This window comes from Arthrobacter sp. Leaf141, from assembly GCF_001424565.1.
GTDB lineage: Bacteria > Actinomycetota > Actinomycetes > Actinomycetales > Micrococcaceae > Arthrobacter.
Genome location: NZ_LMOL01000005.1, coordinates 19,490 through 40,349, shown reverse-complemented (window position 1 = coordinate 40,349; position 20,860 = coordinate 19,490). Strand labels below are relative to the sequence as shown.

The window sequence follows — 20,860 nt, the reverse complement described above, 5'->3', positions numbered from 1 at the left end:
ACACACGGCTATTTTTCAAGGGAGAGAACATGGCTTCAAAGTTTGATGCGTCGGCGGCTGCTTTTCCCAGCAGGCGGACCATCCTCAAAACGGTCGGGGTCGGTGCAGCCGGACTTGCCGGTATCCCGTTCCTGGCAGCATGCACCGGCGGCAGCGGCCCCTCCGCATCGGGCAGCAGCTCCTCCGGTTTGACGTTCGGCTCCGGCTCCTCGGACGATGTGCCCAAGCGGGCCTACCAGGCCGTCGCCGACGCCTTCACGGCCAAGAACAGCAAGGCCGTCACCATCAACACCGTGCCGCACAACGATTTCCAGAACAAGATCAACTCCTACCTGCAGGGTTCCCCGGACGACACGTTCACCTGGTTCGCCGGCTACCGCATGCAGTACTACGCCGAAAAGGGCCTGCTGGCCCCCATCGATGATGTTTGGGAGAGTGTCGGGGCCAACTACTCCGACGCCCTGAAGAAGGCCTCCACCGGACCTGACGGCAAGATGTACTTCATCCCCAACTACAACTACCCGTGGGGGTTCTTCTATCGGAAGAGCCTCTGGACCGAGAAGGGCTACGAGGTCCCCGAGACCTTTGATGCACTCAAGGCGCTGGCCACCAAAATGAAGGCGGACGGGATCATTCCCATCGGCTTCGCTGACAAGGACGGCTGGCCCGCCATGGGCACGTTCGACTACATGAACATGCGGCTCAACGGCTACCAGTTCCATGTGGACCTCTGTGCCCACAAGGAATCCTGGGACCAGCCCAAGGTCAGCTCCGTCTTCGAAACGTGGGCCGAACTGCTCCCCTTCCAGGATCCGGCAGCACTGGGCCAGACCTGGCAGGACGCCGCCAAGGCCCTGGAAGCCAAAAAGACGGGAATGTACCTGCTGGGCTCCTTCGTGACCCAGCAGTTCACCGACCCGGCTGTCCTGGCCGACATCGATTTCTTCGCGTTCCCGGAGATCGCCATGGAAGGCCGCGACGCCGTCGAAGCCCCCATCGACGGTTTGCTGCTGTCCAAGAAGGGCGGCGAGAACCAGACCGCCCGCGACTTCATGGCGTTCCTCGGCACCGCCGAGGCCCAGGACGCCTACGCCGCCGTGGATGCGTCCAACATCGCCACCGCCAAGGGCACGGACACGTCCAAGTTCTCGCCGCTGAACAAAAAATGCGCCGACACCATCGCCGATGCGAAGTACATCAGCCAGTTTTTTGACCGGGATGCCCTCCCGGCCATGGCGAACAACGTGATGATCCCTGCCCTGCAGGCCTTCATCAAAGACGGTTCCATGGACGTCAAGAACCTCGAGGCCCAGGCCAAGACCCTCTACGCCGCCCAGTAGTTCCACCGCCGGCAACCGGGTCCGGTTGCCGGCGTGCACCTGACAGACAGAGGGAAGACTTCCATGAGCACCACAGCACGAGAACTGATTCCGCCGGAATCCCGGGAGCCGTCCGGGGCTCCTGCACGCAAGACCAAAAGCGGGCGCGTCCGCCGGCTCTCCACCCGGGACAAAGTGGTCCTGTCCCTGATGGTGGGCATCCCCACCCTGATCGAACTGATGCTGGTGTGGCTGCCCATGCTGATGTCCGTGGGGCTGAGCTTCACCCGCTGGAACGGCCTGGACCTGGGCAATATCCGGCCCGCCGGCGTCGACAACTACCAATACATCACCCAGGACTACCCGCCGTTCTGGCCGGCAGTCCAGCACAACCTGCTGTGGCTGTGCTTCCTGGCGCTGGTGGCCACCCCGCTGGGCCTGCTCCTGGCTGTCCTCCTGGACCAGAACATCCGCGGCAGCAAGATCTACCAAAGCATCTTCTTCGCCCCCGTCATGCTGTCGCTGGCCCTGATCGGCATCATCTGGCAGCTCTTCTACCAGCGGGACAACGGACTCCTGAACTTCCTGCTCGGAACGGCCGGCACCCCGCAGGCAGTGGACTGGTTCGGGGATTCATCGGTGAACATCTGGGCCGCCATGATCGCCGCCACCTGGCGCCACGCCGGCTACGTGATGCTCCTGTACCTGGCCGGGCTCAAAGGCGTGGACCCCAGCCTCAAGGAAGCCGCCTCCATTGACGGCGCCAACGCGTACCAGACGTTCTTCCGCGTGGTGTTCCCCGCCATGCGCCCCATCAACATCGTCATTGTGGTCATCACCATCATCGAATCGCTGCGCGCGTTCGACGTGGTCTACGTGATCAACCGCGGCACCAACGGCCTGGAAATGCTCAGCGCGCTGGTAATCCAGAACCTGGTGGGTGAAGGCCAGGTGATCGGCGTGGGCTCTGCATTGGCAGTGGTTCTCCTGGTCATCTCCCTCGTCCCCATCGTTTTCTACCTCAGCCGCACCTTCGGCAAGGAGAGCAAAGAATGAGCACCACCGCAACCCGCGCCACCACGCGCCAGGGCGCTGCCGGCCGGTCCGGCAACCGGGCCAAACGCCACTACGGAACACACATCTTCCTGACGGTCCTGGCCATCATGTGGCTGGTTCCGCTGGGCTGGTCCGTTTTCACCGCCCTCCGGCCGGTGGCCTCCACCAACGAGCACGGCTACTTCAGCCTGGCCGGAGCCTTCAACTTCGACAACTTCATCCAGGCCTGGACCCAGGGCGGCTTCTCCACCTACTTCCTGAACTCGGTGATCATCACCGTTCCGGCCGTGCTGCTGACGCTCTTCTTCGCCTCGCTCATGGCGTTCGCCGTCAGCCGGGTCAGCTGGAAGTTCAACATCACGCTGCTCATCATGTTCACCGCCGGCAACCTGCTCCCGCCGCAGGTCCTGGCAGCGCCGCTGTTCGAAATGGCCAAACATTTCGAGGTGCCGTATTCGTTCAGCGATTCGGGCAACATGCTCAACACCTACATTGTGGTGATTGCCGTCAACACTGCGGTCCAGATGGGGTTCTGCACCTTTGTTCTGTCCAACTACATGAAGGCCCTGTCCGCCGACCTTACCGAGGCTGCCCTGGTGGACGGTGCTGGCATCTGGCGGCAGTACCGCGAAATCATCATGCCGCTTTGCCGGCCTGCGTTCGCCGCACTGGGCACCCTGCAGGTCATCTTTATCTACAACGACTACTTCTGGCCGCTGCTGTTCATCCAAAGCGGCAACCGGCTCCCGATCACCACGGCCATCAACAACCTGCAGGGCCAGTTCCTGAACAACTACAACCTGCTGGCCGCCGGCGCCGTTATCACCGTCATCCCCACGCTGGTGATCTACCTCGTGCTCCAGCGGCACTTTGTTGCGGGGCTGACTCTCGGTTCCAGCAAGGGGTAGACCAAGATGGAAGGTAACGGGGAAAGCCCTTCCCCACCCGCAGCCCGAAAGGAACCCCATGCTCCCCGCAGCACGCCACCAGGCCATCGTGGACGCCGTCCAGCGAGAACGGGTGGTCCGCGTGTCCGATCTCGCCCAGCAGCTGGGCGTCTCGCTCATGACGGTCCGGCGGGACATCGAGGTGCTGGAAGACGTCGGGAAACTGGAGCGGATCCACGGCGGCGCAAAGCTTCCGGGGGATGCCAGTACCCATGAGCCGGGGTTCGAGCTCAAGTCCACCCAGCTGACAGCGGAAAAACGGGCCATTGCCGTGGAGGCTGCCGGGCTGGTCCATGAGGGAATGGCGGTGGGACTTAGCGCCGGGACCACCACGTGGGCGCTGGCCAAGGAACTGGCCGGCGGGCCCAGGATCACCGTGGTGACCAACTCGGTGCGCATCGCGGACCTGTTCCACCACTCCGCGGCAGCGGGCCCGGCCCGATACGCCTCCACGGTGATCCTGATCGGAGGCGAGCGGACGCCGTCGGACGCCCTGGTGGGGCCCATCGCCACCGGGGCGCTGAAACAGCTGCACCTGGACATCCTGTTCCTTGGCGTCCACGGTATGGACCCCGACGCGGGCTTCACCACGCCCAACCTGCTGGAGGCCGAAACGGACCGCGCATTTGTGGCGGCCTCCCGCAAGGTGGTGGTCGTGGCCGACCACACCAAGTGGGGCACCCAGGGCATGAGCACCATCGCCGGCCTGGAGGAAGCGGATGAAATCATCAGCGATCCAGGGCTCGGCACGGAAGCCCGGCGCGTGCTGCAGGAAAAAGTGGGCCGGCTGCGGCTGGCCGGCTCAGGCAGCGCTGCCAAGGCGGGATGAGATCGCGGAGCCCAGGAGCAGGACCCTGAACGTCCGTTCGGTGGCTTCCTGCAGGAGGGCAGCGCCTTCGGCAACAGCCCTGTCCAGGTCCATGGGAATGGGAATGATCCCGGCAATCGCGTCGATGCCTGCCGCATGGACGTCGGTGGCGTTCCTGCCGATCGAACCGGCAAAAGCGAGAACGGGGACGCCTGCGCGTTGCGCGCGCTTGGCCACTTCCGCGGGCACCTTTCCCCGTGGTGTCTGAAAGTCGATGGCCCCCTCTGCGGTAACCACCAGGTCCGCGGCAGCGATGCCCGCGTCCAGGTCAACCCCGGCCAGCCCGGAATCCAGCAACAGGTCAAAACGGGGCACCAGCCGGGCACCCACAGCGGCGAGGCCGGCACCCAGCCCGCCGGAGGCGCCCGTACCCGGCCCGGTCCGCAGGTACTCCTCGGAAACCCCCGTGGTCCGGGACAACAGGGCGGCCCAGCGGTCCAGTCCGGCGGACAGCACTTCAACCTGCTCCGGCCCGGCACCCTTCTGGGGCCCAAACACCCGGGCCACTCCCCCGGGCCCGCACAAAACGTTGAAGGGGTTCAGGGCAAGTTCCATCGTGCAGCCGGCCAGCCGCGGATCCAGGCCGGAGAGGTCCAGGACTTCTGCGCCGGTCAGGGCCGCACCGCCTTCGGCGATCTCCGCGCCGTCCGCACCCAGGATCCTGGCGCCCAGGGCACGCAGGGCACCGGCCCCGCCGTCGGACGTTCCCGAGTCCCCGCAGCCCACCACGATCCGTTCGGCGCCCTGGTCGAGTGCGGCAAGAATCAGCTCCCCCACCCCCCGCGTTGTGGTGGTCCCTGGATCGCGGAGATCGGCGGGAACCAGCCGCAGGCCGGCGGCTGCTGCCATTTCCACCACTGCCGTGGGTCGGTCCGATCCGCCCAGGACTGCGAAATACGATTCGACGGCGGCGCCCACCGGTCCGGTGACCCTGGCCCGGATGATCTTGCCGCCGGTGGCATCGGCCAGCGCTGCCGCTGTGCCTTCACCGCCGTCGGCCATGGGAATGGCGGTGATGTGGACTCCGGGGATAACGCGCCTGATGCCGGCGGAAATGGCCGCGGCAACTTCAACGGCATCAAGGCTTTCCTTGAAACCGGACGGGGCAACCAGGATTCGCTGGGGAACTGACATAACCATGAGGGCACCTTTACCTAGGGTTGTGCGGGAGTGAACAGCGGCAGGCCCAGGAGGGGCCACACTGTAAAGCTGAAGAGAATAACGACGGCGGCGCTCACGGGGGCCAGCCACGCTGACAGCCGGAGGAGGTCGGCCGGGTCGTAGTTCGGTTCACCGTTGGTTTCGGCGAAGATCGCCACCGGCTTGGCGGAACTGGTGAGGGTGTGGCAGAACCCGGCGGCGGCGGTGGAGGCGAATGCTGCCGCCATTGGTTCCACCCCCATCGGCCCTGCAGCGGCGATCACAATGGGGATCAGCACCGCAGACCGGGCGGACCGGGATTGGATCACCAGGTGCGCGGCAGTGGAAATCAGCACCACTGCCACCACAAAAACGTACGGCTTGGCCGCGCCGAGGAACGCTACCGGCCCCAGGATGGACTGAGCCAGCCAGTGGGCGGCGCCGGACGTCACCAGGGCGGACCCCAGCGCCAACGTGGCAGCCATGAACAGCAGCATGGACCACGGCACCTTTTTCAGGGCCGCTCCCAATTTCACGGAACCATAGCGGGGCGAGCTGACTACCAGGGCACCCATCAGCGCCACCAGGGCAGGGTCCAATCCGTGGATGGGTTCGGTGCACCACAGCGTCACCACGGCGGCCAGCAGGAACAGCGAACGTTGCTCGTCGAGGTCCAGTGGCCCGGTGATCCGGGTCCCGGTCCCGGTGCCGGTGCCGGTGCCGTGCTGCAGGGTGTCCGTGCTGATGTCCAGGCGCAGGGCACGGTCCGCGGGGCCGGTGAAGAGCCGGAGCACCAGTTCAGTGGCCAGGAAGGAGGCGGCCAGGGCCAACGGCAGGCCCAGCAGCAGCCAGGACGCGAAATCGAAACCCTGGAACCCGGCAGACTGCAGCACCTGGCTGGTGATCAGGTGGGCTCCCGCGCCGAGGAACGAGGCCACTGCCGAGAGCAGGATGACGGTGGGAAACAGGATCGCCAGCATCCGCACCACCCGGGGCCGGTCCTTCAGGGCGGCCCGAAGGGACAGGAAGATGGGCAGCGCAAGCGCCGCGCGGCCTGAGGTGGCGGGGATGGCAAACGCCGTGACCACCAGGCCCAGGCTGGACAGGTAGGCCAACTGCCGGACGGAACGTGCGCCGGAAACAATGAACGCAGCGCCGCGGGCTGCCAGTCCGGTGGCGGCCACAGCACCTGCAATCACGAACGCGGCCATCAGGAGCCAGATGGAGTCCTCGCCGAGCGCATCGAACAGGCTCTGGGCAGGCAGGGTGCCGCTGATGACCAGCGCCACGGCTGCACCCAAGGCAACGTAGGTGTCCTCCACCGGGGAGAAGATCCAGAACCAGACGGCGGCAACGAAGATGCTGAGCGTTGCAGCTGCCGGGACGCCCAGGCCCCATCCGTTGGCGGCGTTGACCGCGAGCGCACCCATGCAGGCCAGCGCGGCGGCCAGGGCGATCAGCGCCGGGGCGCCAAGGAAGCCGAAAGGCTTGCTGCCCTTGTCCTTCCCGGGAGGCCGGGGTGCCGTGCGCGGTTCGGCTGCGTAATAGACCTCGCTCACAGCAACCGGTATCCCGCGCCGCGTACCGTTTCCAGCCGCGCCGCACCCACTTTGCCGCGCAGGGCGCGGACGTAGACGTCCACCACGTTCGACGCCGGATCGAAATCCATGTCCCAGGCATGCGAAATCAGCTGCTCGCGGGTGAGGACCTGGCCAGGGTGGCGGAGGAAGACTTCCAGCAGGGAAAACTCCCGGGCGGTCAGGTCAGCGACGTCGTCGCCGCAGTGGACCCGCCGGCTACGGAGGTCCAGGACCATGTCGCCGTGCGTCAGGGTCAGGACCGGGACGGGATCGTTGTCATCCTGGAGGCGCAGCCGGATCCGGGCCAGGAGTTCGGCGAACTGGAACGGTTTGGTCATGTAGTCGTTGGCGCCGCTTTCCAGCCCGTAGACGGTGTCCGCCACCGAGTCGCTGGCCGTCAGGACGATTACCGGCGTGCGGGAGCCTTCGCTGCGGAGCCGTTCGAGGACTTCGAAGCCGCTCAGGGTGGGCAGCCCGATATCGAGGATGAGCATGTCGAACTCCCCGGACCGGGCCAGCAGCAGGGCGCTGGCTCCATCATCAACGGTGAGGCACGTGTATGAAGCTGCCCGCAGGCCACGTTCGATGAAGTCTGAAATCCGCCGGTCGTCCTCGGCAATCAGGATCTTGCGCATGCGGCCTGCTCCTCGTTGTTGTGGCGTGTTTCCTGGTCTTCGGTAACTCCGGTGCCGTCCGGGGCCGGGATGCTGATCCCGAAGGTGGCCCCTTCGCCCTGCGTGCTGCGGAGCCATGCGGTTCCGTGGTGCGCCTCGGCGATGCTCCGGACAATGGCAAGTCCCAGCCCTGCGCCGGGACGGGCCCTGTCCGTCTGGTGGGCGGCGTGCCCGCGGTGGAACCGGCCGAAGATGCGGGCGGCCTCTTCGGCGTCGACGCCCTTGCCCTGGTCTGCAACCCAAACGGTGAAGAGGCGTCCGCTGCCTTCGCCTTCGAACCGGGAGCCCAGGCTGACCACGGAGCCGGACGGGGAGTACTGGCACGCGTTGGTGGCCAGTTGGAGCACGGCCTGGGTGATCCGCTGGGCGTCCAGCAGCACCGGCCCCTCGGCGATCTCCAGGATGGGCCAGCCCCGGTCCCCCAGGACCTGCGCTTTGGCTTCGATGTCCAGGAGGAGGGTGGCGGTTTCGCGGCGCCGCAGCTGGATAAAACCGGGCCGGTCCACTTTGGCCAGCAGCAGGAGGTCGGACACGATCCGGCCCATGCGGGCCAGTTCATCGTCCACCAGCGCCAGGGTCCGTTGCCGGTCCACGGCGTTGTCCTCCATCAGCTCCAGGTGGCCGCGGATCACGGTGATGGGTGTGCGGAGCTCGTGGGACGCGTCATCCACAAATGCACGCTGCGTCCGGTAGGCCGTTTCCAGCCGGTCCAGCATCGTGTTGAAGGTGACGGCGAGCGCTGCAATATCGTCCTTGCCGTGGACCGGGACCCTTGCGGTGAGGTCCGTCTCGGAAATGTCGTCCGCCACCCTCCGGACTTCACGGACCGGGGACAGGATCTGCCCGGCCACCAGCCAGGCACTGCCGGCGGTGACCAGCAGGCCACCCAGGGAAACGAAGAAGATGGTGAAGATGGTGCCGCTGACTTCAGCCTGGCGCGGGGCCATGTAGTCGCCCACAATGAGGTAGCCCGTGTCGGCGCCCGAGGTGACAGGCAGCCTGGCCCAATGCAGCTCACCGCCGGCGGTCTGCTCGATGCCGGACGCTGCGGTGCCGGAACGGATGCGGTCCAGCATGGTCTGGTCCTGCGGTAGTCTGTGTCCGCCGGGCGGGGACGCCAGTGCCCCTGTGGGGGTGTAAAGGATGCGCTGGCCCACGCTGCCCAGAATGACCTCATTCCGGCCGGCCGCCTGGCGGCTGAGGTAGGTTTCCAGCATCTTCTCAATCGAGGAGAACGGTTTCGCGGTGGTGGGATCCACCCCTTCTTTGGCGAACGCCCGGAATTCCTGAAGTTCCTGGCTGATCTCCTGGTGCGCCTGCGCCTGGGCGCCGTTCAGCAGGAGCGACCTGATGGTCAGCAGCACCGCAAGGAGGGTCAGCGCGGTGGTCAGAAGGATCCAAGCGGCAATCCGCCAGCGGGCCGGAATGCTGGAACCCTGCCGGTCCCGGCCGGCACTTCCGCGGGGTTTCCGGCTTGGCTGCGCCGGTGCCGGCGCCTGTGTCGGTTCGCCCACAATCGTCATCAGTCGTCCCCCACGTCGTCATCGTCATCGTCATCGATCACTACCGGCGGGACCACCGGCACGGGCTGGGGTGGCACGGCCGGAGCCTCGGGCGCAGCCGGCACGGGAGGCTCCGGAGCCGGCGGTGCGGGTGCCTGCGGAGGCGCCGGATCAGGTGTGGGCGTGGGCTCCAGGCCAGGGGCCGGCTTGCCGTCCGGACCGGCCCCCATTTCCACCGTCCTGCTGTCCACTTGGGGCGGACCGGCCGGGGCCGCCAGCATGGTGCCGGCCACTGCCAGGAGCGCGGGGACAAGCAGTACCGCCACCATCAGAAGCACGCGTCGAATCATTTGCATGCGTTTATCGTTGCAGGGGCGTATGAGGCCAGCATGAAGCGTGCATGAAGATGTCTTCATGAACCCGGAATCCTGCGGCCCAGTCCAGTGGGGCGGGCCCGGAGCCTGCCGGCTCCACCAAGGGCCAGGGACTAATCGGGCGCGACGGCCCCGGGCATTGTCACGGGCAGCCGCAGGACTGGCGGACCTTCAGTTCCGTGGCAAACAACCGGTGCCGGGGCGGTTCGCCGCGGCCGGCGCCAACCAGCGAGGCCACCGCGGCTTCCGCCATGGCGGTCACGGGCTGCACCACTGTGGTCAGGGGCGGCCAGGAGTATTCCGACTCGACCGAACCGTCAAAGCACGCCAGTGCAATGTCCCCTGGAACGTCCAGTCCGGCTTCCCGCACCGCACGCAGGATGCCAATGGCCTGCATGTCGGAGCTGGCGAAGATGGCCGTGGGCCGGTTGACCGATGCCAGCAGCCGCTGTCCTGCAACGTATCCCCCTGACCTGTCGAACTCGCTGTAGGTGATGGGGCCCTCCCGCAACCCGGCGTCCCGAAGGGCGTCCCGCCAGCCCTGCTCACGGCCGTCCTTGCTGCCGGAGACGTTGGTTCCCATAGCCAGGCCGATGTTGGTGTGACCGTGGCCAATCAGGTGCTCCACAGCCATCCGGGCCCCCGCGGCAAGGTCCACGCCGATGCTGTTGAAACCAGGTGCGTCGCGTTCCTGGTTGAGCAGCACAGATGGGATATCTGCCGTTTCCAGGGATGCCAGGTCCGGTTCGAACAGCACGCTGGCCAGCAGTACGCCATCAACCTGGCGTGCGGCCAGGTTGCGGACATTGTTGCGTTCCCTGGCAACGTTGCCGTCCGAGTTGCTCAGCACCAGGGCATAGCCTAACGCCGCCGCGGCGTCTTCCACGGCATGGGCGAACAGGGAGAAAAACGGGTTGGTGATGTCAGGAATGATGAGGCCCAGCGTCTCACTGGAGCCCAGTTTCAGGGCCCGTGCCGCGGCGTTGGGCCGGTAGCCCAGGACCCGGATGGCATCCTGGACTTTGGCTTCGGTGGCCGGAGCTACCCGTTTGGGGCCCCCGTTCACCACGTAGCTGACCACTGCCGTGCTGACCCCTGCGTACCGGGCCACGTCCTTGCGGGTCACCGGGCCGCTGCGCGGCGCCTGGGTTGCGGTGGAAGTCATAGGGTCCATGCTAGCCATCGCAGGGCACGACGGCGGCAGGGGCGCAGGTGCGCACGCTGCCGCCGGTGGAAGCGCTTTCCGCCAGCACCAGCGCGGAACCGAGTGATCTACTCGAGTTGATACCAGGCATTCGAGCCTGTGCATGGACTATTGAGGCAGGAAACTTTTCCTTGCCACTATGTATCTACTCGTGTAGATTCATCCCCAGTTGTTACATCCATCACACGCAGGAAGGGTCGAAGATGACCACCCTTACCAGGAACGCAAGTCCAGCGGAGCAGGTTTTGCCCGGGACACGGCGGCGCCGTGGACGGGGCGACGTCAAGATCGCACTGTTCTTCATCGCGCCGGCCATGATCGGGTTTGTCCTCTTCTACCTGGTCCCCACGCTCCGCGGCATCTACCTCAGCTTCACCGAATACAGCATCCTGGGTGAGCCGGAATGGATCGGCGTCGCCAATTACCAGGCCATCGCCAAGGACCCGCTTTTCTGGAACGCCCTCGGCGTCACCACGCAGTACGTCCTGATCAACATCGTGCTCCAGACGGCACTCGCCCTGGGCCTGGCCCTTCTGATGCACCGGGTGGCTAAGTCAACAATCATCCGGGGCGCGCTCCTGCTGCCCTACCTCATGGCCAACGTGATCGCCGCCCTGCTCTGGTTCTGGCTGCTCGATTACCAGATCGGGATCGTCAACTTCCTGATCGACAGCATCGGCCTGCCCAAGATCGCGTTCTTCGGCAGCGCGGAATGGGCCATCCCCACCCAGGCCCTCATCAATACCTGGCGGCACATGGGCTACACGGCACTCCTGATCTTCGCCGGACTGCAGTCCATTCCCAGCCACCTCTATGAAGTGGCCAACCTGGACGGCGCCTCCCCCATGCAAACGTTCCGGAAAATCACCCTGCCGCTGCTGCGCCCGGTCCTGGCACTGGTCCTGATTGTCACCATCATCGGTTCCTTCCAGGTCTTCGACACCGTGGCCGTCACCACCCAGGGCGGCCCCGTCAACGCCAGCCGGGTGCTGCAGTTCTACATCTACCAAAAGGCGTTCACCGAATCGGACTTCGGCTACGGATCGGCACTTGCCGTCATCCTCTTCGCCATCCTCGCCATTGTGGCCTTCATCCAGATGAAGTTCCTCAAAGGCAACGAATCGGACCTGGACTAAGGACACCACCACCATGACCACCACACACGCACCCGCAACGTCGCGCGTCAAAAGTACCCGCCGCCGTCGGCCGATCAACTGGCGCAAATCCGGCGCCTGGGTCCTCGTGGCCATCGCCGTGGCCGTCTCCGTCCTGCCCTTCTACTGGGTCCTGCGCACCGCCCTGTCCACCAACGGATCGTTGGCCACCAACGCCTCCAACCTTCTGCCGGCAGACTTCAACCTCGGCGCCTTCAAGCGGGTCTTCGGCCTGCAAAGCCCCGAGGAAGCGATCGCAGACGGCGGTTCCGGCGCGCAGATCGATTTCTGGATTTACCTGCGCAACTCGGTGCTTTTTGCCGCCATCACCACCGCCAGCGCCGTGTTCTTCAGCGCCATGGCCGCCTACGCCTTCGCCCGGCTCCGCTGGCGCGGCCGGAACGTGGTGTTCAGCCTCTTCCTGGCCACCATGATGGTGCCGCCCATCTTCACGGCGCTGCCCAACTTCCTGCTGATCAAAAACATGGGGCTGCTGAACTCCATGCTCGGCCTGGTGCTCCCCTACATCTTTATGACGCCGTTCGCCATCTTCTTCCTCCGCCAGTTCTTCCTGAACATGTCCCGGGAGGTGGAGGAAGCAGCAAAGCTCGACGGCGCCAGCCATCTTCGGATCTTCTTCCAGATCATCCTGCCCAACGCCGCGGCCCCGCTCGCCACACTTGCCCTGCTCACCTTCATCGGGCAGTGGAACGAATACTTCTGGCCACTGCTGGTGGGCCAGGACGAATCCGTCCGGGTCCTCACCGTGGGCCTCGGCGTCTTCAAATCCCAGTCGCCGCAAGGCGCCCCCGACTGGTCCGGACTGATGGCCGCAACCCTGGTCTCGGCCCTTCCGGTCCTCATCCTGTTCGCCATCTTCGGCAAGAAGATCGTGAATTCCATCGGTTTTTCCGGCATCAAATAACCCCTTCTCCGGCATGCCATGGCGGCCTGCCCGGACAACACGCCTTTGAAAGGGCCCACCATGAAGAAGAAGACCATTGGCAGCCTGGCTGCCGCAGCCGCTGCAGTCCTTGCCCTCTCCGCCTGTGGCGGCGGCTCATCAGCCGAGGCCGGCAAGGGCGAAATCAACTACTGGCTCTGGGATGCCAACCAGCTTCCCGCCTACAAGCAGTGCGCCGAGGACTTCACCAAGGCCAACCCCGACATCACCGTCAAGGTCACCCAGCGCGGCTGGGACGACTACTGGGGCACCCTCACCAACGGTTTTGTGGCCGGTACGGCGCCGGACGTCTTCACCGACCACCTGGGCAAGTACCCCGAATTCATCAAAAACAAGCAGCTCCTGGCCCTGGACGACGCCGTCGCCAAGGACAACGTGGACACCGGTGCCTACAACGCAGGCCTCGCGGACCTCTGGGTGGGCGAGGACGGCAAACGCTACGGGCTGCCCAAGGACTGGGACACCATCGCGCTGTTTTACAACACCAAGCTCGCCACGGACGCCGGCGTGAGCGCCGCGCAGATGGCGGACCTGACCTGGAACCCGGACGACGGCGGCTCCTACGAGAAAACCATCGCCCACCTGACCGTGGACAAAAACGGGGTCCGCGGTGACGAGGCCGGCTTCGACAAAAACAACGTCGAGGTCTACGGCCTGGGCCTGACCGGCTCCGGTTCCGGGCAGGGCCAGACGGAATGGAGCTACCTTACGGGCACCACCGGCTGGACCCACACGGACAAAAACCCGTGGGGTAAGAAGTTCAACTACGACGACCCCAAATTCCAGGAAAGCATCGACTGGTTCGCAGGGCTCGTGGAGAAGGGCTACATGCCCAAGCTCGAAACCACAGTGGGCGCCAGCATGGCCGACACGTTCGCCGCCGGCAAGTCGGTCATCAATGCGAATGGTTCCTGGATGATCGGCCAGTACACCGGCTACAAGGACGTCCAGGTGGGCATTGCGCCCACCCCCAAGGGGGTCAGCGGCAAGCGCGCCAGCATGTACAACGGCCTGGCGGATTCCATTTACGCCGGCACCAAAAAGCCTGAAGCGGCCATCAAATGGGTCGAATACCTGGGCTCCACCGCCTGCCAGGACGTCGTCGCGTCCAAGGCTGTGGTGTTCCCTGCCATCACCACCTCTGCGGACAAAGCCGTGGAGGCTTTCAAGGCCAAAGGCGTGGATGTGACCGCCTTCAGCCAGCAGGTTGACGACGGGACCACCTTCCTCTTTCCCATCGCCGACAACGCTGCCAAGGTGGATGGCATTATGAAGCCGGCGATGGACGCGGTAGTTTCCGGCAAGGCGCCAGCCAGCTCCCTCACCGCAGCAAACGAACAGGTCAACGCCCTGTTCAAGTAACACCCCAGGCTCCGGGCGCCGCCGCCACGGCGGCACCCGGAGCGGCATTACCGTAGTAACCAGACCAGCCCCGCACCTTCCGCGGCGGCCAACAGACTTTGACCCGAAAGAGACGTTCATGGATCCCCTGCACCTCCGTTCCGCCGGCACCAGCCTGCTGATCAGCTTCGACAGCGGGGAGGCAGAGGTCATCCATTGGGGGGCCGACCTGGGCAGCACACTTCCGGACCTGGGACTGTTGACCGCCCCGATAACGAACTCCGCCGTCGATGCCCGCGTGCCCGCCGCACTCCTCCCACAGGCATCCTCGTCCTGGCGGGGCCGTCCGGCGGTGCGCGGACACCGGGTCGTCGACGGGTCCGGCGGACTGGACTTCTCCTCCCGGCTCCGGGTCACCTCAGCCGTGCAGGAAGGCAGCACGGCAACAATCGTCCAGGCCGACGACGGCACGGGCATCAGCGTCGCGTCCACCTTGACCCTGCACGACGGCGGCCTCCTCGAGTTGCGCCATACCCTCACCAACCACGGCAGCACGCCGTTCCAGGTGGACGAGCTGGCCACCGTCCTGCCGGTTGCACCGGCAGCCACCGAACTGCTGGACCTCACCGGCCGGTGGTGCCGCGAACGCCACCCCCAGCGCCGGGACATCCAGCAGGGCACCTGGGTCCGGGCCGGCCGCCATGGCAGGACCGGACATGACTCCTCACTCCTCTTCGCCGCCGGCACCACGGGCTTCGGCAACCGCCACGGCCAGGTCTGGGCCACCCATTTTGCGTGGAGCGGAAACCACGAACACTTCGCCGATACCGTCGGGGACGGCCGCACCGTCATCGGCGCGGCCGAACTCCTGGGCTCTGCCGAAGTCGTCCTGGCACCCGGGGAGAGCTACAGCGCACCAGCGCTTTTTGCCGCTTACTCCGGCTCGGGCCTCGACGGCGTCACCGCCGCTTTTTACAGCTGGTTCCGCGCCAGGGCCCACCACGTCCTGCCTGCCGCTGCGACGGGCCTGCCCGCCGGGAAGCCGCGTCCTGTGGTGCTGAACACGTGGGAAGCCGTGTACTTCGACCACAACCTGGACACCCTGGTGGATTTGGCGGATTCAGCCGCCGACCTCGGCGTGGAGCGTTTTGTGCTCGACGACGGCTGGTTCCGCGGCCGCCGCAGCGACCACGCGGGACTGGGCGACTGGTTTGTTGACGAAACGGTCTGGCCGGACGGGCTGACCCCGCTGATCGACGCGGTTAACACCCGCGGCATGGAGTTCGGGCTGTGGGTGGAGCCCGAAATGATCAACCTCGATTCGGACGTGGCCCGCGCGCATCCGGACTGGATCGTGGGCCCGTCGGCGGCAGCACCCGGCGACGGCGGCCGGCTCCCGCTCGAATGGCGCAACCAGCACGTCATAGACCTGGTGAACCCTGAGGCCTGGCAGTATGTCCACGACCGGATCGATGCCCTGCTCGCGGGCAACAACATCAGCTACCTCAAGTGGGACCAGAACCGGGACCAGACCGAACACGGCCATGCCGGCCGGCCCTCCGTCCACGGGCAGACCCTCGCCGCTTACCGCCTGTTCGACGCGCTCCGGGCGGCCCATCCCGGCGTCGAGATTGAAAGCTGCTCCTCAGGCGGCGGCCGGGTTGACCTTGGCATCCTGGAGCGCACCGACAGGATCTGGGCCTCGGACTGCAACGACGCCCTGGAACGGCAGACAATCCAGCGCTGGACCGGGGCCGTGGTCCCGCCCGAACTCGTGGGCAGCCACATCGGCCCCACCACGTCCCACACCACCGCCCGCACCCACGACCTCTCCTTCCGCGCCATCACGGCCCTCTTCGGCCACTTCGGGATGGAATGGGACGTCCGCACTGTCCAGGGCAAGGACCGCGATGAGCTCCGCCGCTTTGTGGGCCTCTACAAGGAACACCGGGGCCTGCTCCACAGCGGCACCCGCGTCCACGCCGACCTTCCCGGGGACGCGCTGCTGCTCCACGGCGTGGTGGCCGACGGGCCGGCAGCTGAGGGCACGACGGCGGCGCTGTTCGCCTTGGTCAGCACCCGCACCGCCGCGGCCGAACAGCCGGGCCGGATCGGCATCCCGGGGCTGGAGGGCGGGCGAAGCTACCGCGTGGAAGCCATCTACCCCACAGCGGCGGACGCCGGCCACAACCACACCTTTGCCTACGTCCAGCCGCCGGAATGGCTGGCCGGCGGGGCGGTGGCCACCGGGACGTTCCTGGCCGAGGTGGGGCTGCCCATGCCGCCGCTGCACCCAGAGCACGGCGTGCTGTTGCAGGTCACGGCCCTCTAAACCCACGGCCCCTGCCCTCCCACCCTGCGCGAGATGGCACTTCGCGGCGATGTTTCCCCCGAACACTGCCGCGAAGTGCCATCTCGGGCGTGGGCGTGGGCAGGGGGCGGCGTGGAAGGAGGGCCGGCGTAAGAAATGCCCGGGGCGGGGGCAAACGGCTAGATTGGCACCATGACTTCCGCCAATACCGCCGCCGATGCCGCCCGCGGCGCCATCCTTGTTATCAACGGTCCCAACCTGAACCTCCTGGGCACCCGGGAACCGGAAAAATACGGCACGTCCACCTTGGCGGATATTGAGGAACTGGCCGCCAACGCCGCGCGGGCCCACGGTTTTTCCGTGGAATGCGTCCAGTCCAACCACGAAGGCGTCCTGCTCGATGCCATCCACGCTGCCCGGGGCAACGCGGCGGGCATCGTCATCAACGCCGGCGCCTTTACCCATACCTCCGTGGCCCTGCGCGATGCCCTCGCCGCGGTGCAGCTGCCCACCGTCGAAGTCCACATCACCAACGTGCACCAGCGCGAGGAGTTCCGGCACCATTCCTACCTGTCAGGAGTGTGCGCCGCCGTCATCGTCGGCGCCGGAGTCACCGGCTACCGGCTGGCTATCGAGTACTTGGCCGAGGTGCTGTAGGCGCCAGGCCAGTGGCGGGTGCTATTTCTGGATGCACTGCCCGGACGAAACAGGTGCCGAGAGCCCGGACGCCTGGGCCGCCACCGGGTTGAGGTCGTCCATGGTGATGGCAAATCCCATCTCGGTGTCGGAGGTGGCCTTGGCGAACACCACGCCAGCCACTTCACCGTTGGTGGTCAGCAGTGGCCCGCCGGAATTGCCGGGCTGGATGTCCCCGGCGAGCCGGTAGATGTCCTCCGGTGCGGGGTCGTTGCCGTAGATGTCCGGCACCAGGATGGTGGCGATGTCCTGGACGGTGGCGGGCTTGGACTGGAACGGGCCGCCGTGCGGATACCCGGCGAACGCTGCAGGGCTCCCGCCGGGCAGGTCGCCGCTGAAGGGCAGTGCCGGGGCGGGCAGGCCGTCCACGGCCAGCACCGCGAGGTCATGCCGGGTGTCGAAGTAGACCACGCGGCCGGGCATGGCGTCACCGCCGGGCAGCTCCACCACGGGCTGCGACACGCCCGCCACAACATGGGCGTTGGTCACGACGCGGTCGGTGGCCACCACGAAGCCCGTGCCTGTCTGGTTCTGTCCGCACTGGTAGGCGGTCCCGGCGATCCGCAGCACGGATTCCGCGGCTTTGTTCAGCGCGGGCGTGTCGGTGCTGGCGTTGGGGACGGCCACCGCGGGCCCCTGGCCGAGGCCCTGGAGCAGGACCGGAATGCCGTTGCCGACCACCGTGGAGCGCAGCTGCGCCATGGTGGCTTTCACCTGCGTGGGCGTGAGCCCGTCGATGAAGCGGATCACCTTCGAATCGGCCAACTGCTCCGACACCACCGGCACGCCCAACGAGCCCACGCTGAAGGCCAGCATGGACATCACCAGCGCGGACACCGCAAGGTTGGCCGCGCCGCCCACTATCCGGTCCACCGCGCGAAGGGGCGGAATCCGCACGGCGCCGCGGATCAGGCGCCCCACCATGGTGCCGAGGCTGTGGCCCAGGACCACCAGGACAACGCCGGCCGCGACGATGGCAGTGAGCCGCCAGCCGGGGTCCGGGACGAACCCGCTGACCAGGGGGACGGCGAAAAAGGCTGCCACGGCCCCGGCCGCGAAACCCGCGATCCCGCCGACCGTCACCAGGAAGCCGTTGCGCAGCCCGTATACGAGGTACGACAGCAGCGCCAGGATCAGCACCAGGTCCAGGACAGTCAAGCCAGCCACGAAGGCTCCTTATCAGAAGTTGAACCCCCATTCTAGTGGGGGTATCTGACAATCCACTGTGGAGCCAACGCGGCCCCTCGGGCCCGTCCTGCACCGCCGGTTCCCGCCTTCCTCCGGGGTCGGATATGTTGTGGATTCCGTCATCAGCAGGCGTCATGCGGGCGTTTCCGGTGCCAAGTTCGTCACAGAACCTTGAAAATTCTGAAACAATGGCACAAGCGCCACAGCCGACACTTTTATTCAGGAGATTTCATGGACATCGAGGTACTGCGCCGAGCACCCCTTTTCGCCACGCTCGACGACGACGCATTCCGTCTGCTGACGGATGAGCTGACCGAGGTGGACCTTTCCCGCGGAGCATCGGTGTTCCGCGAAGGCGACCAGGGCGACCAGCTCTACTTCATCGTCTCCGGCAAGGTGAAGCTGGGCCGGACGTCCCCGGATGGCCGCGAATCACTCCTGGCCATCCTCGGCCCGGGCGAGCTCTTCGGCGAGATGGCACTGTTCGACCCCAGCCCCCGCACGGCCACCGCCACCGCGGTGTCGGAGACCCGCCTCGCCGGCCTCAGGAACGAGAGCCTCAATACGCTCCTGCGCACCCGCCCGGAGGTCTCGGCCCAGCTGCTGCAGGCTCTGGCCCGCCGCCTGCGCCGCACCAATGATTCCCTCTCGGACCTCGTGTTCTCCGACGTTCCCGGCCGCGTGGCCAAGGCACTCCTGGACCTGGCCGACCGCTTTGGCCGTCCCGCCACGGACGGCGTCCTGGTGGCTCACGAGCTCACCCAGGAAGAACTGGCACAGCTGGTGGGCGCGTCCCGCGAAACGGTCAACAAGGCACTGGCCGAGTTCGTCCAGCGCGGCTGGCTGCGCCTTGAGGCCCGCGCCGTCGTCATCCTGGACATGCAGCGCTTGCGCCAGCGTTCACGCTAGACAACGCACCTTTCGGAAGGCCGTCCTGACCAGGGCGGCCTTTCGCGTTTAACGCGGGCGTCCGCCATGAGACTGGACCCGGGGATCCGGCAGCGTGCGTCAAAGCGACGCAGGAGCAGCACGCAGAGGATCCGTGGGTCCAGTCTGCCCGGCCGGTCACTGCGAAGGCTGGATCAGCGCTCCCGCTGCGGTTCGCCGGGGGTGGTTTTGGCGGCTTCGACCTCAAGCATCAGGTGTCCGTCCTCCTCCACGAGGGCAGGCTGGTACACGTGGGCCTTGCGTTTGTAGCTGAGGTAGGCGATGCAGCCATTGGCGGCCGCCATCTTTTCGAGCATGATCTCTGAACCGGGGACCAGTAACTGGCCCAGCGGCAGCCCCACGGTGTTTTCCTGCCCCACTTCATCACCAAGGGCGGTGGTGCCGCGCCCGCCGATGACGGTGCCGGCGTTGACCCAACGGCCCCATACGCCGCGGCCGTCCAGGAGGCTGGGCTGTTGGCCCATGGGCACGGTGGCCGCAAAATAGCGGGTATCGAAACGGCGGTGCGCAAAGTCGGGGGTGCGCCAGTTGACCAGCGACTTGAGCAGGTCGGTCCGCAGCAGGAGCCCGCGCTTGTCCAGGATCTGGGCGAGGCTGCGCTCCTGTTCGGCCACGGCAAGCCGGGCGCGCATCCACTCCGGGGTGGAAGTGGCCTCGACGGTTCCGGACATGTCCGGGCCCGCCAGCAGCAAACCGGTCTCCTCGAACAGTTCGCGGATGGCGCCCACCACGTGCCGGCGGGCCAATCCGACGTCGGCCGTACCCATGTGGTCAGCCCATTGCTGCGGTGAGGGGCCCAACCAACCGATGGGGTCGTCGTCGGACGCGTCCAGCGAACCGCCGGGGAACGCGAGGACGCCCAGCGGGGAGGAACCGGGCCGGTAAGCCAGCCACGTTTCCAGCCCCGTCGGCGAATCCCGGAGCAGCACCACCGAGGATGCCAGTCGGGCTGCCCGGGGGGTCCGTTCGCCGTGTTCAAGCCAGCTTTGAGCCGCTCCCTCCAATTCCTGGGGAAGGGCGAAGAGGCGTCGTGCTAGTTGTGGCAAGGGAAGGACCGGACCTAGCTGAATTCTGCGATCAGTTCGACTTCCACCGGGGAGTCCAGGGGAAGAACGGAAACGCCGACGGCGGAACGTGCGTGCTGGCCCGCGTCGCCAAGGACCCGGCCCAGCAGTTCGGAGGCGCCGTTGATGACGCCCGGCTGGCCCGTGAACGTGGGGTCGGAGGAGACAAAGCCTACGACCTTGACGATGCGGGTGATCCGGTCCAAATCGCCGATGACGCTTTTGACCGCGGCGAGGGCGTTCACTGCGCAGACAGCGGCATAGCGGTGGGCGTCCTCGGGTGAGACGGTGGGCTCGTCGGCATGCCCCTCGGTGCCCAGCGAAACCTTGCCGGTAGCTTCGAGTTTGCCGTTAATAAACGGCAGCTGGCCGGAGGTGTAAACGTGGTTGCCGGAGATCACTGCGGGAACATAAGCGGCCACGGGTGCGGCCACGGCAGGGAGGGTCAGTCCCAGTTCGGCGAGCCGTTGCTCCACTGCCGATGTTGGCGCTGTTTCCGCGCCGGCAGGGGCTTCTGCGGGGGTTGACAT

The 20,860-nt window shown here is 66.3% G+C and carries 19 protein-coding genes; 10 read left to right on the top strand and 9 right to left on the bottom strand.

What is annotated here, in order from left to right; translation table 11 throughout:
• Positions 1–29 precede the first annotated feature (29 nt).
• From ASF72_RS02755 to ASF72_RS02740, 4 genes are all read left to right on the top strand, one after another.
• Positions 30–1,340 carry an ABC transporter substrate-binding protein gene (locus ASF72_RS02755; RefSeq protein WP_050683999.1) on the top strand — a complete coding sequence of 437 codons (1,311 nt, stop codon included), beginning with the start codon at positions 30–32 and terminating at the stop codon, positions 1,338–1,340.
• 63 nt (positions 1,341–1,403) lie between these two features.
• The gene (locus ASF72_RS02750; RefSeq protein WP_056596388.1) at positions 1,404–2,375 is read left to right on the top strand and encodes a carbohydrate ABC transporter permease; all 972 of its coding nucleotides are present in this window, start codon (positions 1,404–1,406) and stop codon (positions 2,373–2,375) included.
• The gene (locus tag ASF72_RS02745) at positions 2,372–3,283 is read left to right on the top strand and encodes a carbohydrate ABC transporter permease (protein ID WP_050684001.1); all 912 of its coding nucleotides are present in this window, start codon (positions 2,372–2,374) and stop codon (positions 3,281–3,283) included. The genes ASF72_RS02750 and ASF72_RS02745 overlap by 4 nt, the downstream gene beginning before the upstream one ends.
• A 58-nt stretch (positions 3,284–3,341) precedes the next feature.
• Positions 3,342–4,151: a DeoR/GlpR family DNA-binding transcription regulator gene (locus ASF72_RS02740; protein ID WP_050684002.1), complete on the top strand. Its 810-nt coding sequence runs from the start codon at positions 3,342–3,344 to the stop codon at positions 4,149–4,151.
• On the opposite strand, the gene ASF72_RS02735 is transcribed toward ASF72_RS02740, so the two are convergent.
• From ASF72_RS02735 to ASF72_RS02710, 6 genes are all read right to left on the bottom strand, one after another.
• Positions 4,125–5,324, bottom strand: coding sequence for a glycerate kinase family protein (locus ASF72_RS02735; RefSeq protein ID WP_235504640.1), 1,200 nt, complete (start codon positions 5,322–5,324; stop codon positions 4,125–4,127). The two genes, ASF72_RS02740 and ASF72_RS02735, sit on opposite strands and share 27 nt — an antisense overlap.
• A gap of 20 nt (positions 5,325–5,344) precedes the next feature.
• The gene (locus ASF72_RS02730) at positions 5,345–6,889 is read right to left on the bottom strand and encodes an SLC13 family permease (RefSeq protein WP_235504639.1); all 1,545 of its coding nucleotides are present in this window, start codon (positions 6,887–6,889) and stop codon (positions 5,345–5,347) included.
• Positions 6,886–7,545 carry a response regulator transcription factor gene (locus ASF72_RS02725; RefSeq protein ID WP_050684004.1) on the bottom strand — a complete coding sequence of 220 codons (660 nt, stop codon included), beginning with the start codon at positions 7,543–7,545 and terminating at the stop codon, positions 6,886–6,888. Before ASF72_RS02725 ends, ASF72_RS02730 begins: the two co-directional genes overlap by 4 nt.
• A complete protein-coding gene (locus tag ASF72_RS02720; protein ID WP_082483982.1) occupies positions 7,530–9,107 on the bottom strand; it encodes a sensor histidine kinase in 1,578 nt (525 codons plus the stop codon). The genes ASF72_RS02725 and ASF72_RS02720 overlap by 16 nt, the downstream gene beginning before the upstream one ends.
• Positions 9,107–9,442, bottom strand: a complete 336-nt coding sequence (locus ASF72_RS02715; protein ID WP_157370877.1) for a hypothetical protein — start codon at positions 9,440–9,442, stop codon at positions 9,107–9,109. The genes ASF72_RS02720 and ASF72_RS02715 overlap by 1 nt, the downstream gene beginning before the upstream one ends.
• A 160-nt stretch (positions 9,443–9,602) precedes the next feature.
• The gene (locus ASF72_RS02710) at positions 9,603–10,625 is read right to left on the bottom strand and encodes a LacI family DNA-binding transcriptional regulator (protein ID WP_050684006.1); all 1,023 of its coding nucleotides are present in this window, start codon (positions 10,623–10,625) and stop codon (positions 9,603–9,605) included.
• A 242-nt stretch (positions 10,626–10,867) separates the two neighbouring features.
• Between ASF72_RS02710 and ASF72_RS02705 the strand changes: the two genes are divergently transcribed.
• The 5 genes from ASF72_RS02705 (at position 10,868) to aroQ (ending at position 17,091) form a co-directional block, all read left to right on the top strand.
• Positions 10,868–11,800 (top strand): carbohydrate ABC transporter permease, encoded by a 933-nt coding sequence (locus ASF72_RS02705; protein ID WP_056596382.1) that lies wholly within the window; start codon positions 10,868–10,870, stop codon positions 11,798–11,800.
• 13 nt (positions 11,801–11,813) lie between these two features.
• Complete coding sequence (locus ASF72_RS02700) at positions 11,814–12,743, top strand: carbohydrate ABC transporter permease (RefSeq protein WP_050684008.1); 930 nt, start codon at positions 11,814–11,816, stop codon at positions 12,741–12,743.
• Positions 12,744–12,803: 60 nt separating this feature from the next.
• Complete coding sequence (locus ASF72_RS02695; protein WP_056596379.1) at positions 12,804–14,144, top strand: ABC transporter substrate-binding protein; 1,341 nt, start codon at positions 12,804–12,806, stop codon at positions 14,142–14,144.
• A gap of 118 nt (positions 14,145–14,262) precedes the next feature.
• Positions 14,263–16,455 (top strand): alpha-galactosidase, encoded by a 2,193-nt coding sequence (locus ASF72_RS02690; protein WP_056596376.1) that lies wholly within the window; start codon positions 14,263–14,265, stop codon positions 16,453–16,455.
• Positions 16,456–16,626: 171 nt separating this feature from the next.
• On the top strand, positions 16,627–17,091 hold the full coding sequence (aroQ, locus tag ASF72_RS02685; protein WP_056596373.1) for a type II 3-dehydroquinate dehydratase: 465 nt from the start codon (positions 16,627–16,629) through the stop codon (positions 17,089–17,091).
• A gap of 21 nt (positions 17,092–17,112) precedes the next feature.
• On the opposite strand, the gene ASF72_RS02680 is transcribed toward aroQ, so the two are convergent.
• Positions 17,113–18,297, bottom strand: a complete 1,185-nt coding sequence (locus ASF72_RS02680; protein WP_056596370.1) for a MarP family serine protease — start codon at positions 18,295–18,297, stop codon at positions 17,113–17,115.
• 252 nt (positions 18,298–18,549) lie between these two features.
• Between ASF72_RS02680 and ASF72_RS02675 the strand changes: the two genes are divergently transcribed.
• Positions 18,550–19,227, top strand: coding sequence for a Crp/Fnr family transcriptional regulator (locus tag ASF72_RS02675; RefSeq protein WP_050684013.1), 678 nt, complete (start codon positions 18,550–18,552; stop codon positions 19,225–19,227).
• Between the two features lie 173 nt (positions 19,228–19,400).
• On the opposite strand, the gene ASF72_RS02670 is transcribed toward ASF72_RS02675, so the two are convergent.
• The gene (locus tag ASF72_RS02670) at positions 19,401–20,312 is read right to left on the bottom strand and encodes an NUDIX hydrolase (RefSeq protein ID WP_050684014.1); all 912 of its coding nucleotides are present in this window, start codon (positions 20,310–20,312) and stop codon (positions 19,401–19,403) included.
• 14 nt (positions 20,313–20,326) lie between these two features.
• Positions 20,327–20,860: a RidA family protein gene (locus ASF72_RS02665; protein WP_050684015.1), complete on the bottom strand. Its 534-nt coding sequence runs from the start codon at positions 20,858–20,860 to the stop codon at positions 20,327–20,329.